The organism is Burkholderia sp. SRS-25, assembly GCF_004343765.1.
GTDB lineage: Bacteria > Pseudomonadota > Gammaproteobacteria > Burkholderiales > Burkholderiaceae > Burkholderia > Burkholderia contaminans.
The window spans coordinates 264,009-279,288 of sequence record NZ_PTXM01000011.1 but is presented as its reverse complement, the minus strand read 5'-3'; the positions used below and the strand labels follow the sequence as shown (position 1 = coordinate 279,288).

General features: G+C 67.2%; 14 protein-coding genes. 13 read left to right on the top strand and 1 reads right to left on the bottom strand.

Annotated elements, in window-relative coordinates:
- Positions 1 to 138: 138 nt before the first annotated feature.
- The 5 genes from C5O79_RS17860 (at position 139) to C5O79_RS17840 (ending at position 5,813) form a co-directional block, all read left to right on the top strand.
- On the top strand, positions 139 to 1,527 hold the full coding sequence (locus C5O79_RS17860; protein WP_046548640.1) for an NCS2 family permease: 1,389 nt from the start codon (positions 139 to 141) through the stop codon (positions 1,525 to 1,527).
- 214 nt (positions 1,528 to 1,741) lie between these two features.
- Positions 1,742 to 2,335: a hypothetical protein gene (locus tag C5O79_RS17855; RefSeq protein WP_122476977.1), complete on the top strand. Its 594-nt coding sequence runs from the start codon at positions 1,742 to 1,744 to the stop codon at positions 2,333 to 2,335.
- A 207-nt stretch (positions 2,336 to 2,542) separates the two neighbouring features.
- On the top strand, positions 2,543 to 3,463 hold the full coding sequence (locus C5O79_RS17850) for a LysR substrate-binding domain-containing protein (RefSeq protein WP_046548642.1): 921 nt from the start codon (positions 2,543 to 2,545) through the stop codon (positions 3,461 to 3,463).
- Positions 3,464 to 3,689: 226 nt separating this feature from the next.
- A complete protein-coding gene (locus C5O79_RS17845; protein WP_046548643.1) occupies positions 3,690 to 4,472 on the top strand; it encodes an ABC transporter substrate-binding protein in 783 nt (260 codons plus the stop codon).
- A gap of 225 nt (positions 4,473 to 4,697) precedes the next feature.
- Positions 4,698 to 5,813, top strand: coding sequence for a succinylglutamate desuccinylase/aspartoacylase family protein (locus C5O79_RS17840; protein WP_039349914.1), 1,116 nt, complete (start codon positions 4,698 to 4,700; stop codon positions 5,811 to 5,813).
- A gap of 125 nt (positions 5,814 to 5,938) precedes the next feature.
- Here C5O79_RS17840 and C5O79_RS17835 read toward each other — a convergent pair whose 3' ends face one another.
- A complete protein-coding gene (locus C5O79_RS17835) occupies positions 5,939 to 6,745 on the bottom strand; it encodes a MetQ/NlpA family lipoprotein (protein ID WP_046548644.1) in 807 nt (268 codons plus the stop codon).
- Positions 6,746 to 7,053: 308 nt separating this feature from the next.
- On the opposite strand from C5O79_RS17835, the gene C5O79_RS17830 reads away from it, so the two are divergent.
- The 8 genes from C5O79_RS17830 to C5O79_RS17795 all read left to right on the top strand — a co-directional run bounded on the left by C5O79_RS17830 (position 7,054) and on the right by C5O79_RS17795 (position 15,275).
- Complete coding sequence (locus C5O79_RS17830; RefSeq protein ID WP_122476980.1) at positions 7,054 to 8,205, top strand: porin; 1,152 nt, start codon at positions 7,054 to 7,056, stop codon at positions 8,203 to 8,205.
- 212 nt (positions 8,206 to 8,417) lie between these two features.
- The gene (locus C5O79_RS17825) at positions 8,418 to 8,678 is read left to right on the top strand and encodes a DUF2866 domain-containing protein (protein ID WP_011353838.1); all 261 of its coding nucleotides are present in this window, start codon (positions 8,418 to 8,420) and stop codon (positions 8,676 to 8,678) included.
- Positions 8,679 to 8,802: 124 nt separating this feature from the next.
- On the top strand, positions 8,803 to 9,186 hold the full coding sequence (locus tag C5O79_RS17820; protein WP_122476982.1) for a DUF6232 family protein: 384 nt from the start codon (positions 8,803 to 8,805) through the stop codon (positions 9,184 to 9,186).
- Between the two features lie 200 nt (positions 9,187 to 9,386).
- On the top strand, positions 9,387 to 9,614 hold the full coding sequence (locus tag C5O79_RS17815) for a hypothetical protein (protein WP_046549469.1): 228 nt from the start codon (positions 9,387 to 9,389) through the stop codon (positions 9,612 to 9,614).
- Between the two features lie 234 nt (positions 9,615 to 9,848).
- Positions 9,849 to 12,116 (top strand): TonB-dependent hemoglobin/transferrin/lactoferrin family receptor, encoded by a 2,268-nt coding sequence (locus C5O79_RS17810; RefSeq protein ID WP_122476985.1) that lies wholly within the window; start codon positions 9,849 to 9,851, stop codon positions 12,114 to 12,116.
- Positions 12,117 to 12,165: 49 nt separating this feature from the next.
- Complete coding sequence (locus C5O79_RS17805) at positions 12,166 to 13,257, top strand: hemin-degrading factor (protein WP_046548647.1); 1,092 nt, start codon at positions 12,166 to 12,168, stop codon at positions 13,255 to 13,257.
- Positions 13,254 to 14,171 (top strand): helical backbone metal receptor, encoded by a 918-nt coding sequence (locus C5O79_RS17800; RefSeq protein ID WP_122476987.1) that lies wholly within the window; start codon positions 13,254 to 13,256, stop codon positions 14,169 to 14,171. The genes C5O79_RS17805 and C5O79_RS17800 overlap by 4 nt, the downstream gene beginning before the upstream one ends.
- 15 nt (positions 14,172 to 14,186) lie before the next feature.
- Positions 14,187 to 15,275: an iron ABC transporter permease gene (locus C5O79_RS17795; protein WP_122476989.1), complete on the top strand. Its 1,089-nt coding sequence runs from the start codon at positions 14,187 to 14,189 to the stop codon at positions 15,273 to 15,275.
- The last annotated feature ends 5 nt before the right edge of the window (positions 15,276 to 15,280 follow it).

Below are 15,280 nucleotides of genomic sequence, written 5' to 3'. Positions count from 1 at the left end.
CGTTTCGATTCACACGTAACGACACGGATCACGCGTCATTCGTCCCCACGACGTTGCCGACAATCCCAACCAGATACGAGACACCCTGACGACGGTTCGCTACGGGCCGTTTCAGCATGCTGATAAAGGAGCAAGCTCATGAGTGATACCCCGGTGCAGCCGACGGTCGGCGTCGGCGCGGAAGAAACTGACTTTGGCACCAAGGGAGTCATCGACCGGTACTTCGGCATTTCGTCGCGCGGCAGCACGCAGCGCCGCGAGATCATTGCCGGCGTCACGACCTTCCTCGCGATGGTCTATTCCGTGTTCGTCGTGCCCGGCATGTTCGGCAAGGCCGGCTTCGACACGAGCGCCGTGTTCGTCGCGGTCTGCCTCACGACCGCGTTCGGTTCGCTGCTGATGGGCCTGTGGGCGAAGCTGCCGATCGCGATCGGCTGCGCGATCTCGCTGACCGCGTTCACCGCGTTCGGCCTCGTGCTCGGCAAGGGGCTGTCGCCGACGGTCGCGCTCGGCGCCGTGTTCCTGATGGGCCTCGTGTTCACCGGCATTTCCGTCACCGGCGTGCGTTCATGGATCCTGCGCAACCTGCCCGCGGGCGTCGCGCACGGCACCGGGATCGGCATCGGCCTGTTCCTGCTGCTGATCGCATCGAACGACGTCGGCCTCGTGATCAAGAACCCGGGCGCGGGCCTGCCGGTCTCGCTCGGCCAGATCACCGCGTTCCCGGTCATCATGTCGGTCATCGGCCTCGCCGCGATCTTCGGTCTCGAAAAGCGTCGTGTGCCGGGCGGCATCCTGCTCGTCGTGATCGCGATCTCGATCTTCGGCCTGGTCTTCGATCCGGGCGTCAAGTACCACGGCATCTTCGCGCTGCCGTCGCTGAGCGCACCGGGCCATGCGTCGCTGATCGGCGCGATGGACATCAAGGGCGCGCTGTCGATGGCCGTGCTGCCGAGCGTGCTGGCGCTGGTGATGACCGCCGTGTTCGACGCGACCGGCACGATCCGCGCAGTGGCGGGCCAGGCAGGCCAGCTCGACGAGAACGGTCGCATCATCAACGGCGGCCGTGCGCTGACCGCCGATTCGATCAGCTCGATCTTCTCCGGCTTCCTTGGCGGTGCACCGGCGGCGGCCTACATCGAGTCGAGCGTCGGCGTGGCCGCCGGCGCGAAGACCGGCCTCGCGGCTGCCGTGGTCGGCCTGCTGTTCCTCGTCGTGATGTTCTTCTCGCCGCTCGCGGGCCTCGTGCCGTCGTACGCCACCGCACCGGCGCTGATGTACGTCGGCCTGCTGATGCTCGGCAGCGTGAGCAAGCTGCACATGGACGACATGGTCGACGCGATGTCGGGCCTCGTGTGCGCGGTGTTCATCGTGCTGACCGCGAACATCGTGACGGGCATCATGCTCGGCTTCTCGACGCTCGTGATCGGCCGCATCGCCAGCGGCGAATTCCGCAAGCTCAACGTCGGCACCGTGCTCATCGCAGCCGTGCTCGTCACGTTCTATCTCGGCGGCTGGGCGATCTGACCGCGAATCGTGCGCGACGTCGCCGGCAGAAGGACGGCGCGCATCGGGACGGCATCGTCTCCTCCACCATCATCGTTGATGGTCTCCAGGCCTGGGAACGCAAGTTTCCAGGCTTTTTTTGTCGAAGCGGCGCCGTGCAACCGCGTATCGCGAAACCGGCGCGGCGCGAATCCGCCCCCGGTGCTACGATCGGGCTTTGCCTTCAGGAGCCCCCATGAACGCGCTCGGCATCGTCTCCGAATCGAGCACCCGGACGTCGGCACACAAGCCGCCGTTCATCCCGTCGTTCGGCTTCCACGAAGTGCACGAATCGAAGCCGATCGAGGCCGCGCCGGCGCGCATCATCGACACGGTCACCGCGCTCGACATGCGCACGGATCCGATCGTCGACGCCCTGCTCAACGTCCGCGAATTCCCGGCGGCCGTTGCCGCGTCGCTGCGCCCCGGCACCCCGCGCGGCGAACGCGAACGCTTCGGCCTCCACGCATTCACGCGGCTGCAGCGCGACGAGACGTCGCTGTCGCTCGGCCTGATCGGCCGCTTCTGGCGCCCGGACCTCGGCGTGGTGAAGATCGCCGACGCAGCCGCATTCGTGCAGCATGACGACCCGCGCGATGCGAAGCTCGTGCTCCGCTTCGAAGTCGTCGGGCTCGCGTCGGGTGCGCACCTGCTGCGCACCGAAACCTTCGTGCATTGCCCGACCGCCCGCACGCGGCTGCTGTTCATGCCGTATTGGCTTGCAATCCGGATGGCGAGCGGCTGGATTCGGCGCCGCACGCTCGCGGCTGTCGAAATGGCGCTGGCGTAGGGCCTCCCCGCACCTGCCATTGCGGCACGCGCGGGCTATCCGCATCAAAACGGCTTGATCACGACCAGCCCGACGACGATCGCCGTCGCGGCTCGCGATGCCTCGCCCTGTCGGCACGAAACCCTGCGCACGCAACCGTCAGGATCGCTACCGAATGCCGCCACATCCCATCGCCCGCCACAACGTCGCGCCAACCGGACCCGATCGATGACCCGCATCCGCAACCCCCTGAACCTCGCGCAGCTCCAGGCGTTCGTCTCCGCCGCGCATCACAAGAGCCTGCGCGCCGCCGCGCGCGAACTCGGCGTCACGCAGCCCGCGATCACGCATACGATCCGCGAGCTCGAAACGGCGCTCAACGCGGAGCTGCTCGCGCGCAGCGTACGCGGCGTCGAGTTGACCGCGTGCGGCCATGCGCTGCTGCCGCGCGCCGAGCAGTTGCTCGGCGACATCCGCCGCACGGTCGAGGCCGTCGAGCAGGTGAAGGGCGAGATGTCGGGGCGCGTGGCGGTCGGCACGATGCCGTCGATCGCGCTGACCGCGCTGCCGCGCGCGGTGACGGCGTTCCGCCAGTCGATGCCGAACGTGAGCCTGCATCTCGAGGAAGTGACGGTGCCCGACGCGCTCGCGCAATTGCGCAACGGCACGCTCGACATCGCTGCGATGCACCATGTGCCCGCACTCGACCGCGATTTCACGCAATTGCCGCTGCTGTCGACCGAATTCACCGTCGTGATGCGCGAAGGCCACCCGCTTGCGCATGCGCGCCGGTTAGAGGAATTGCTCGATGCCGAGTGGATCGTCACCGTCGGCGCCGAGCAGTTTCCGCACAGCGTGATGGTCGGGATGTTCGAGGCGCACGGGCTGCCGCTGCCCAAACGTCTGCTGCGCTCGCCGATGTCGTTCGCGGTGACGCTCGGGCTCGTCGCGCGCTCGGACGTGATCGGCTGCTTCACGCGCCCGCTCGCCGAGATGGTCGCGCCGCTGGGCATCCGCACGGCCGAACTCGACGAAAGCATGCCGCGTTTCGACCTGTCGATCATCGCGCGGCGCGACCTGCTGCCCACGCCCGCCGTCACGCAATTCGTCACGTGCCTGCAGCGCGCGGTCAACGAAACGCTCGGCTGAATCGTTCCTGTGTCTGAAACGGCGTCGCCTGTCGCGCGCCGCCGCCGGGCCCGGTATCGGGGCTTGTCCTAGGCGCCCCGCCGGTATTTTGTCTTGATAATCTTCCGCACGTCGCGCGCCCCCATCGGGCGGGCGAAACGGACTGTCCGACGCGAAGCCGCGCCGGGCCGAAGGCTTACGGCGCGGCACAACCGCGCACCCATCGAACAAAACGAGGAGTCACCGAGTGAAAAAGATTCTTGCGGCTGTGACCGTAGCCCTGCTCGCCGTATCGGCAGGCACCGCGTATGCGAAGGACTGGACGACCGTGCGGTTCGGCGTCGACGCAAGCTACCCGCCTTTCGAATCGAAAGGCGCTGACGGCAAGGTGGTCGGGTTCGACGTCGACCTCGGCAACGAAATCTGCCGCCGCATGAACGCGAAGTGCGTGTGGATCGAAAACGACTTCGACGGGATGATTCCGGCACTGAAGGCCCGCAAGTTCGACGGCGTGCTGTCGTCGATGTCGATGACGCCGGCGCGTCAGGAACAGATCGCCTTCTCGGCGAAGCTGTTCAACACGCCGACGCGCCTCGTCACGAAGAAGGGCACCGGCCTGCAGCCGACGGCCGAATCGCTGAAGGGCAAGTCGGTGGGCGTCGAGCAGGGCACGATCCAGGAAACCTATGCGAAGACGTACTGGGCGTCGAAGGGCGTGAACGTCGTGCCTTACCAGAACCAGGACCAGGTCTACGCCGACCTGATCTCGGGCCGTCTGGACGGTGCGCTGCAGGACGCGGTGCAGGCTGAAATCGGCTTCCTGAAGACGCCGCGCGGCGCGAACTTCGATTTCGCCGGCAAGGACATCGACGATCCGAAGACGCTCGGCAACGGCGCCGGCATCGGCCTGCGCAAGGAAGACACCGACCTGAAGGCGAAGATCGACGGCGCGATCGCCGGCATGCGCAAGGACGGCACGTACGACAAGATCGCGAAGAAGTACTTCGATTTCGACGTCTACGGCAAGTAATCCGCCAGCCAAGCGCACGCTTCGCTTCGGCACGAACGGGCTCCGCAAGGAGCCCGTTTTTTTTCGCCCGCGGCGCCGGCAGCGTTATTTTTTCCGCCCCAACCTGATGATTCTCAACGAGAATCGGCGTGTTCTGGCGCCGGTTTGATGGCGGCGAGGAAGGCAACGTACAATCGATCTTCCACGCACACCGGATCATTCGCGGCTGCGCCGCACTCCCCCATCATGCAAACGCAGACCCATCCGCTGATTTCCCCCGCCGTCGGTACCGAACGCCAGATCACGAGCTTTCACTACGGCCCGCGCGGCGGCAAGAAGGTCTATATCCAGTCGTCGCTGCACGCGGACGAACTGCCCGGCATGCTGGTCGCCACGCTCCTGCGCCGCAAGATCGCCGCACTCGAGACGGCCGGCAAGCTGCGCGGCGAAGTCGTCATCGTGCCTGTGCCGAACCCGATCGGCCTGTCGCAACATGTGTTCGGCGATCACCTCGGCCGCTTCGAGCTCGGCTCGATGCAGAACTTCAACCGCAATTTCTACGATCTCGCGGCGCTCGTGCTGCCACGTGTCGAACACCGCCTGACGAACGACGCGCAGCACAACCTCGTCGCCGTGCGCGCCGCGATGCGCGAAGCGCTCGACGAGCAGAAGCCGCGCACCGAGCTCGACTCGCAGCGCCTCGCACTGCAGAAGCTGTCGTTCGACGCCGACATCGTGCTCGACCTGCACTGCGACAGCGATGCGGTGATGCACCTCTACACGAATCCCGATCTGTGGCCGGACGTCGAGCCGCTGTCGCGCTACCTCGACGCACAGGCGTCGCTGCTCGCGCTGAATTCGGTCGGCAACCCGTTCGACGAAATCCACAGCTTCTGCTGGTCGGACCTGCGCAACCGCTTCGGCGACCGCTTCCCGATCCCGAACGGCGCGATTTCCGTCACGATCGAACTGCGCAGCGAGCGCGACGTGTCGTACGAGTTCGCCGAAAAGGACGCACAGGCGATCGTCGAATACCTGACCGAGCGCGGTGTCGTCGACGGCACGCCGGCGCCGCTGCCGCCGCTCGCCCATCCGGCCACGCCGCTCGCGGGCACCGATCCGCTCGTCGCGCCGGTGTCGGGCGTGATCGTGTTCCGCACGCCGGTGGGCGTGATGATCGAGGCCGGCCAGGCCGTGGCCGACATCGTCGATCCGCTGACCGATCGCGTCGTCACGCTGAAGAGCAGCGTGTCCGGCGTGCTGTACGCGCGCCAGATCGTGCGCTTCGCGACGGCCGGCATGGAAGTCGCGCGGATTGCCGGCGCGACTGCGATCCGCACCGGTTCGCTGCTGTCGGCCTGAGCGGCCCGCGCGCCGGAGCACGGCGCGCATCGCGTTCACCCACCCGCACCAACGAAATCGCCCGCTTGCGCGGGCGATTTGCTTTCCGGATCGTCGAGATCCGGCCATGCGGTACGTGAAAACGTTCAGAACGCCGGTACGATCGCACCGCCGAACTTCTGGTCGATGAACTTGCGCACGTCGTCCGATTCATAGGCCGCGACGAGCTTCTTCACCCACGGCTTGTCCTTGTCCTGCGCGCGCACCGCGATCAGGTTCGCGTACGGCCCGCGCAGATCCTCGATCGCGATCGCATCCTTCACCGGCGTGAGCCCGGCCTTCACCGCGTAGTCGGTGTTGATCGACGCGGCATCGACGTCGGGCAGCGCGCGCGGCAGTTGCGCGGAATCAAGCTCGACGATCTTGATCTTCTTCGGGTTCTCGGCGATGTCGAGCGGCGTCGCGTTCACGCCGTTCGCGCCGACGCCCGGCTTCAGCTTGATCACCCCGTACTTCTGCAGCAGCAACAGCGCGCGGTTGCCGTTCGACGGGTCGTTCTGGATCCCTACCTTCGCCCCCACCGGCAAGTCCTTCAGCGACTTGAGCTTTTTCGAGTAGAAACCCATCGGCGCCGTGTACGTGAGCCCGACGTTGACGATCTTGTAGCCGCGCTGCTTGATCTGGCTGTCGAGGAACGGCTGGTGCTGGAATCCGTTCGCGTCGAGATCGCCGGAATCGAGCGCGGCGTTCGGCTGCACGTAGTCGTTGAATTCGATGACCTTGATCGCGAGGCCTTCGCGCGCGGCGACCTTCGTCACCTCGGTCCAGATCTGCGCGTCGGGGCCGCTCATCGTGCCGATCTTGAGCGTTTGCGGATCGGCGTGCGCGCCGGGCGCCGCGAATGCCAGCGCGGCGGCGAGTGCGCCGAGGCCGGTCAGGAATGAACGTCGCATGGTGACCTCTTGTCCCGTGTCGTTTGTTGGAACACGGATCGTGGCATGGGGCCGGAACGCCACCAACCAAGCTTATTTCATGTGCATATTCCTGCTTCCGACCGAATCTCAGTCTGAATCGGTATAACCACCGGCTATACAAGCGGGCAGAATTCGATGTCGCATCGACGCCACACATTCTTCATATGACAGTCGCTGTCATATTCATTACGTGGCCCCTCGATAAAGTTGCCGCCGGTCCGTGAAAGCGCCCATAGAGAGCGCCGGAACCGCAACTGGACACGCCATTTATTCGCTCGGAGAATCCTTTGAACAAGAAACTGTTGACCATCGCCGTCCTGGCAGCAACGACCGGCGCAGCTCATGCACAAAGCAGCGTGACCCTCTACGGCGTCATCGATGCCGGTATCAGCTACGTGAACCACAGCAAGACCGCTACCGGCAGCGGCAAGTTGTTCAAGTACGACGACGGCGTGGCCCAGGGCAGCCGTTGGGGCCTGCGCGGCACCGAAGACCTCGGTGGCGGCCTGAAGGCGATCTTCGTGCTCGAAAACGGCTTCAACAGCGGCAACGGCACGCTCGGCCAGGGTGGCGCGATCTTCGGCCGCCAGGCTTACGTCGGCCTGAGCCAGACGCAATACGGCACGGTCACGTTCGGCCGCCAGTACTCGTTCTCGACCGACATCCTCGGCTCGAACTACTCGACGGGTGGCAACACGGTCGCGGGTAACTACGCTTACCACGTGAACGACATCGACCAGCTGACGTCGAGCCGCATCAACAACTCGGTGAAGTTCCAGAGCGCGAACTACTCGGGCTTCACGTTCGGCGCGTTGTACGGCTTCTCGAACTCGACGGACTTCGCCGGCGCAAACGGCACGGGCGCCGCAAACACCGTCGGCTCGTCGCGCGCTTACAGCTTCGGCCTGAACTACGCGAACGGCCCGTTCTCGCTGGGCGCCGCGTACACGGACATCCGCTTCCCGAGCCAGGCAACGCCGGCGTTCTCGACGTCGATCGCGAACATCGCACTGACCAACATCCGCGACCTGCGCACGTACGGCGTCGGCGGCCGCTACGTCTTCGGCCCGGCAACGGCATGGGCACTGTGGACGCGCACGCAGTTCACCCCGATCGCTGCCGGCGCATCGGGCACGTTCTACAACGCATACGAAGCAGGCCTGAAGTACGCGATCACGCCGGCCCTGTCGGCAGCAGCAGGCTACACGTACACGAACGCAACGCAGAGCGGCAACTCGGCGCACTGGAACCAAGGCAACCTGGGGCTCGACTACGCACTCAGCAAGCGTACGGACGTGTACGGCCTGGTGATCTACCAGAAGGCGTCGGGCAACAACGTGCAAGCGCAGATCGGCTCGAGCACGAGCTACTTCAGCACGTCGGGGACGGGTTCGTCGAACCAGCTCGCCGCTCGCGTCGGCATCCGTCACAAGTTCTAAAGCATCCGCTTAACTCGCGGATCACGACGGCAAGAAGCGCCCCGCTCCACGCGGGGCGCTTTTTTATGTGCTTTTAAGTTTCGCTTAATTCTGGGCTGAGAGGATGCTCTCACCCCCCCTGTTGGCCGCCTGAACATCGGCGGCTTTTTTTTTGAACCGCCGACGGCGCCGCCATCGATTGCCCACAAGACGAGACAGGATCGGAGGCCATGATGATCGAAGATACCGTTTTCAGCCATCTGCACGCGATTCTGACGTGCCAACACTCGATGCCGGTCCAGAGCTGCCGCGTATCGGTCGAAATGCAGCGTCCGTGGGGACGGCCGTATCGTCTCGTCGAATGGACGATGCATCTCGACGCGCCCGCGCGACGCCAGATCGTGCCGGCCGAATCGACTGACGAAGAGATCGCCGAAGTGGTCGCCTCGCACGTGCCGGGCCGGCTTTACGGCGACGGCCGCCTGCAGTTCTGAACGCCTTCCCGCTCCATCCGCTTCCCTGGTTTCACCCGCGCCGCACGCATCGTGCGGCAGTCGGTCTCGTTTGATGCCGCAACGAAACCTGCTACGCTGCGCGTTTTCGTCCACGCAACACACGATGGAAAACGCATTCAACGAACGTGGCGTGATGATCACGCGCAACGGCCTGTCGGCCGCCGGGCAGGTATTCGCACTCCGTGACATCCGCCAGGTCGACGTCGTCAAGATTCCGAAGAACCGCCTCGTACCGTCGCTGATCTCGCTGATCGGCGCGGCCACCGCCGTCGCAGGCGGCATCGCCGGATCGAGCGCCGCGCTCGTCGTCGGCGTGATGCTCGGCGTCGTCGGCTATCTCGCATGGGCCACGCAGGACGTCACGTATCGCCTGATGGTCGAGATGCCCGACGGCAAGCGCGAAGCGCTGTCGAGCGTCGACGTCGAGTTCGTCGAACGCGTCGCGCAGGTCGTGCGCGATGCGCAGGCCGCGAAAGCGGCCGGCTGATTCCGTTAGCCTCCCTGCACGCTTCGATTCGCGGTGCGCCAGGCACGCGCGGCGCGTTTCGCGCCGCGCAACGGCACCGTCGATTACCCCGTCGAAGCGCATTCCACCTCCTCGTCGCCAACACCGCGCCTGCGCTGCGTACGCCGACCGCCTAGTATGGAAAGAGCGGCTCGCCGCCGCATCGTCCGATGGAGGCCAGCATGAACGTCCAGACGCTGTCCGGCACGCTTCGCGCGCAGGAACTGCTGATCGTGTCGATGATCCGCGCGCTTCCCCCTGACGCGCGCCGCGTGCTCGTCGACCTCTACACCGAACAGATCGCGTTCGCCGAGCAGGCCGGCCTCGAAGGCCACGGTGATCGCGCGACGCACGACGCGTTCATCACGCATGCGCGCAACCTGCTGATCCGCATCGAAGCGCTGGCCTAGGGCCGCGTTTTTCCCGAATTTCCCGCCGTGGCTCGCCCGGGCCGCGCAGGTAAGCGCTCACCCACGCGAGCCGCTTTCCGCTCTTGTATTGATAATAATTCTCATTTACACTGGTAAAGTTATCAGTTGCCTTTCAATTCGCCGCTCGCCGCCTTCCATGCGCGGGCGGGCCAGCCAGGTGAACGCGTCACCCAGCCAGCCTTCGGGCTTGTCATCGTCAATGGGAGACCACCTGTGCATTGCTATACGCTGGCGCGGCGGCCGATCTGTGCCGCGCTGTTCGGCGCGTTCGGCCTGTCCGCCGCCACGGCTCACGCCGATTCGACGCCGCAAGGCGCCAACCCGCCTGCCGCCCTCCTCGTCGCCGCGTCCACGCGCGGCGACGCGGCGCTGCTCGATCCCGTCACCGTCACGGCCAACCGCACCGCCACGGCCGCGAGCCGCACGGCGGCGTCCGTGGCGGTGATCACCGACGAGGATCTCGAAGAGCAGCAGGCCACCAACATCAAGGACGCGCTGCGCTACGAGCCGGGCGTCACGGTGCGCCGCACCGCGTACCGGCCCGGCAGCGCCGCGCTCGGCGGCGGCCGCGACGGCGATTCGAGCATCAACATCCGCGGCCTCGAAGGCAATCGCGTGCTGCTGATGGAAGACGGCATCCGCCTGCCGAATGCGTTTTCGTTCGGCCCGCTCGAAGCGGGGCGCGGCGACTACGCCGATCTCGACACGCTCAAGCGCATCGAGATCCTGCGCGGGCCGGCCTCGGCGCTGTACGGCAGCGACGGCCTGACCGGCGCGGTGAACTTCATCACGAAGGATCCGCGCGACCTGCTGTCGATCTACAACAAGCCCTATTACTTCTCGTTCCGGCCGAGCTACGACTCGGCCGACCGCAGCATCGGCGCGACCGTGTCGGCCGCGGGCGGCAACGATCGCGTGCAGGGGATGATCATCGCCGACGGCCGGCGCGGCCACGAGGTCGACACGCGCGGCAGCAACAACTCGGCGAGCACGCTGCGCACCACGTCGAACCCGCAGGACGTCTATTCGGAATCGCTGCTCGGCAAGCTCGTGCTGACGCCCACCACGCGCGACACGATCAAGTTCACCGCCGAAACGGTGCAGCGCCGCGTGAGCACCGACGTGCTGTCGGCGATCAGCCCGCCGACCACGCTCGGCCTCACGACCTACGACCGGCTCGAGCGCAACCGCTTCAGCGTCGACTACGACTTCCACGACGACGCGTTCCGCTGGTTCCAGACCGCGCACGTGCAGTTCTACTACCAGGACGCGAAGCAGGACCAGTACGCGTTCGAGACGCGCGGCCGGGCGGCTTCGCGTTCGCGCGACAACCAGTACAAGGAGCGCACGTTCGGCGGCGCCGCGTTCGCCGAAAGCGGCTTCGCGACCGGCCCGTTCGCGCACAAGCTGCTGTATGGCATCGACGGCAGCGTGTCGCGCGTGACGAACATGCGCGACGGCACGGTGCCGGGCGTCGGCGAGGCGTTCCCGAACAAGGCCTTCCCCGACACCGACTACACGCTGTTCGGCGCGTTCGTGCAGGACCAGATCGGCTACGGCCGCCTGCTCGTCACGCCGGGCCTGCGCTTCGACACGTACCGGCTGAGCCCGACCGGGAACGATCCGCTGTTCACCGGCAAGGCCGTGTCGACGAGCGCGAACGAACTGTCGCCGCGCGTCGCCGTACTCTACGAGATCACGCCCGCCGTCATTCCGTACGTGCAGTACGCGCACGGCTTCCGCGCGCCGACGCCCGACCAGGTGAACAGCAGCTTTTCGAACCCGGTGTACGGCTACACGTCGATCGGCAATCCGAACCTGAAGCCCGAGACGAGCGATACGTTCGAAGCCGGCTTGCGCGGCAAGGCCGGCACCGGTTACGGCGTCGTACGCTACAGCGCCGCCGCGTTCACGGGCCGCTACCGCAACTTCATCTCGCGCACGACGATCGCCGGCAGCGGCCGGCCAACCGACCCGTTCGTGTTCCAGTACGTGAACTTCGCCGACGCGCGCATTCACGGCCTCGAAGGCCGCGCGGAATGGGTGATGCCGAACGGCATCACGCTGAAGACGGCAATGGCGTTCACGAAAGGCTCGACCCAGAACGACGGCGCGGCCAGCCAGCCGCTGAACACCGTCAACCCGTTCTCGGCCGTGTTCGGCGTGCGCTACGAGCCGACCGAACGCTGGTACGTGCAGACCGACCTGCTGTTCCAGGCCGCGAAACGCGACAAGGACATCGACAAGTCCGACTGCTCGAACAAGGCGTGCTTCTCGCCGCCGTCGTCGCTCGTCGTCGACCTGCGCGGCGGCTACCGCTTCAACAAGCACGTGAGCGCGACGATCGGCATCCGCAATCTGTTCGACCGCAAATACTGGAACTGGTCGGACGTGCGCGGCATCGCAGCCGATTCGCAGGTGCTCGATGCGTACACGTCGTCCGGACGCACGGTCGCCGTCAGCATGAAAGTGGATTTCTGATGCGCGCCGCCCGCGCTGCCACCCCAACCGCTACTTGAAGGAGTCCGACATGATGCAATCCGCCCTTCCCGGTCAATCGGCCACGCCGGCCCGCGCCGCTGCCGCGCTGCGCGACGCGTTCATCAAGCTCAAGACCGAGCGCCAATTGCGCAACCGTGACGTCGCGCAGGCGCTCGGCGTCAGCGAAGGCGAGGCGCTCGCCGCGTTCGTCGGCGAGCACGTCGTGCGGCTCGACGCGCACTTTCCGGCGATGTTCGAGGAAATGCCGCGCCTCGGCCGCGTGATGGCGCTCACGCGCAACGACACGGCCGTCCACGAGAAGGACGGCGAATACGCGCAGATGAGCCACGACGGCCCCGTCGGCCTCGCGCTCGGCGATATCGACCTGCGCATCTTCTATCGTCACTGGGTGTCGGCGTTCGCGGTGCGCGACGAGACCGCACACGGTCCGCTGAAGAGCCTGCAGTTCTTCGACGGGCAGGGCCATGCGATCCACAAGGTCTACCTGCGCGCGCACAGCGACCACGCCGCGTACGACGCGTTCGTCGAGCGCTGGCGAGCGCCGTCGCAGGAGCCGGGCCTCGAGGTCGCGCCCGCCAAGCCGAAAACGCCCGAGCGCGCCGACACCGAGATCGACGTCGCGGGCTTTCGTGCCGCTTGGGACGCGATGACCGACACGCATCAGTTCTTCGGCATCACGCAACGCTTCGGCGTGAGCCGCATGCAGGCGCTGCGGCTCGCCGATCCGCAATACGCGTATCCGGTCGAAACCGCGCATGCGCTGCGTCACGTGCTTCAGCAGGCGGCGGAAAGCGGCCAGCCGATCATGGTGTTCGTCGGCAACGCGGGGATGATCCAGATCCATACGGGCCCCGTCGCGAACGTGCGCGAGGTCGGTGCGTGGATCAACGTGCTCGACCCGGGTTTCAACCTGCATGTGCGCGAGGACCTGATCGCCGCCGCGTGGGTCGTGAAGAAGCCGACGAGCGACGGCATCGTCACGTCGCTCGAGCTGTTCGATCGGCAAGGCGACCACGTCGCACTGCTGTTCGGCGAACGCAAGCCCGGCAAGGTCGAACGTGACGACTGGCGCGCGCTCGTCGCGACGCTGCCGGCCGCGGCACGCGGAGGCGCGCGGTGAGCGCGCGGCCGTTCGATCCGCGCCGCCGCGCGCTGCTGGCGAGCGCGGCGGCCGGCACGCTGGCGGGCGCGCTGCCCGGCAGCGTGCTCGCCCGGGGTGCGCAGGCCGCGCCCAAACGCGTGGTCGTGATCGGCGGCGCGCTCGCGGAAACCGCGTTCGCGCTCGGCGGCGCGGAAACGCCGCGCTACCGGCTCGTCGGCGCCGACACCACCTGCACGTACCCCGACGCCGCGAAGCGGCTGCCGAAGGTCGGCTACCAGCGCGCGCTGTCAGCCGAGGGGCTGCTGTCGCTGCGGCCCGATCTCGTGCTCGCATCGGCGGAAGCCGGCCCGCCCACCGCGATCGCGCAAGTCAAGAACGCCGGCGTCGCAGTAACGACGTTCGATGAACGCCACGACGTCGAATCGGTGCGCGCGAAGATCACGGGCGTCGCGCAGGCGCTCGACGTGCGCGATGCGGGCGCCACGCTGCTGCAACGTTTCGACCGCGACTGGCAGGCCGCGCGCGACGCGGTCGCTGCCCGTGCGCGCGGCGATGCGCCGCCGCCGCGCGTGCTGTTCGTGCTGAACCATACCGGCAACCAGGCGCTCGTCGCCGGCCAGCGCACGGCCGCCGACGCGATGATCCGCTACGCGGGCGCGCGCAACGCGATGCAGGGCTTCGATCACTACAAGCCGCTGACGACCGAGGCGCTGGCAGCCACCGCGCCCGACATCGTGCTGATCTCCGACGAAGGGCTCGCGGCCGTCGGCGGCCGCGCCGCGCTGCTCGCGACGCCCGGCTTCGGCGCGACGCCGGCCGGCCGCGCACAGCGTGTGGTGGCGCTCGACGCGCTGTTCCTGCTCGGCTTCGGCCCACGCCTGCCGCTCGCCGTCACGACCCTGCGCCGACGCCTGTCGGATGCGCTCGCCTGATTCCGGATTGCCCCGATGCCCGCTCACGCTTCGCCTTTCCCCGCATCGTCGTCCGCATCGCGCTCCGGCGCCGCGCGCATCAGCACGTCGCGCCGTTTCGCACCGTTCGCGCTGGCCGCGCTCGCCTGCCTCGTGTGCGCGATGTCCGTCGTCGCGCTGTGCGTCGGCGCCTATCGCATTCCGCTCGTGGAAGCCTGGGCCGCGTTGACCGGCGATGCGGCCGCACATCAGGCGCGTGCGGTGCTGTTCGACATCCGCGCGCCGCGCGTCGCGCTCGCGCTACTGGTCGGCGGCGGCTTCGGCGCGACCGGCGCCGCGATGCAGGCGCTGTTCCGCAATCCGCTCGCCGATCCGGGGCTCGTCGGCGTGTCGAGCGGCGCCGCGCTCGGCGCGACGACGATGATCGTGCTCGGCCCCACGCTCTTTGCCGCGCACGTGAGTGCAGCCGCGTTGCCCGTCGCCGCATTCGCGGGCGCGCTCGCGGTCGCGGCCCTCGTCTACCGGCTCGCTGCGTCGCGCGGCCGGCTCGCACTGCCGCTGCTGCTGCTCGCCGGCATCGCGATCAACGCGCTGGTCGGCGCGGCGATCGGGCTCCTCACGTTCGTCGCCGACGACGCGCAATTGCGCTCGCTGACCTTCTGGAGCCTCGGCAGCCTCGGCGGCGCGCAATGGTCCGCGCTGGCGGCCGTCGCGCCGTGCGTCGCGATCGGCGGTGCGCTGCTCGCGCGTGAACGCGACGCGCTGAATGCATTGCAGCTCGGCGAAACCGAGGCGCTGCATCTCGGCGTGCCCGTGCAGCGATTGAAGCGGCGCGTGCTCGTCGCGGTCGCGCTCGCGGTCGGCGCGCTGGTGTCGTGCGCGGGCATCATCGGCTTCATCGGGCTCGTCGCGCCGCATTGCGTGCGTCTCGTGTGCGGCCCCGATCAACGCGTCGTGCTGCCCGGCGCCGCGCTGTTCGGCGCGCTTCTGACGCTCGCCGCAGATCTCGCCGCGCGCACCGTTGCCGCACCCGCGGAAATTCCGCTCGGCGTGCTGACCGCGCTGCTCGGCGCACCGTTCTTTCTCGCGCTGCTGTGGAAGAGTCGCGGCGCGCTCGGCGGCTAACCTTC

Excerpts from the sequence above, each read along its gene's own strand:
- C5O79_RS17820 (WP_122476982.1), top strand. The coding sequence starts at position 8,803 with ATGGAAAACGCATTCAACGAACGTGGCGTGATGATCACGCGCAACGGC.
- C5O79_RS17835 (WP_046548644.1), bottom strand. The coding sequence starts at position 6,745 with ATGCGACGTTCATTCCTGACCGGCCTCGGCGCACTCGCCGCCGCGCTG.
- C5O79_RS17825 (WP_011353838.1), top strand. The coding sequence starts at position 8,418 with ATGATCGAAGATACCGTTTTCAGCCATCTGCACGCGATTCTGACGTGC.
- C5O79_RS17805 (WP_046548647.1), top strand. The coding sequence starts at position 12,166 with ATGATGCAATCCGCCCTTCCCGGTCAATCGGCCACGCCGGCCCGCGCC.
- C5O79_RS17795 (WP_122476989.1), top strand. The coding sequence starts at position 14,187 with ATGCCCGCTCACGCTTCGCCTTTCCCCGCATCGTCGTCCGCATCGCGC.
- C5O79_RS17850 (WP_046548642.1), top strand. The coding sequence starts at position 2,543 with ATGACCCGCATCCGCAACCCCCTGAACCTCGCGCAGCTCCAGGCGTTC.
- C5O79_RS17855 (WP_122476977.1), top strand. The coding sequence starts at position 1,742 with ATGAACGCGCTCGGCATCGTCTCCGAATCGAGCACCCGGACGTCGGCA.
- C5O79_RS17840 (WP_039349914.1), top strand. The coding sequence starts at position 4,698 with ATGCAAACGCAGACCCATCCGCTGATTTCCCCCGCCGTCGGTACCGAA.
- C5O79_RS17815 (WP_046549469.1), top strand. The coding sequence starts at position 9,387 with ATGAACGTCCAGACGCTGTCCGGCACGCTTCGCGCGCAGGAACTGCTG.
- C5O79_RS17860 (WP_046548640.1), top strand. The coding sequence starts at position 139 with ATGAGTGATACCCCGGTGCAGCCGACGGTCGGCGTCGGCGCGGAAGAA.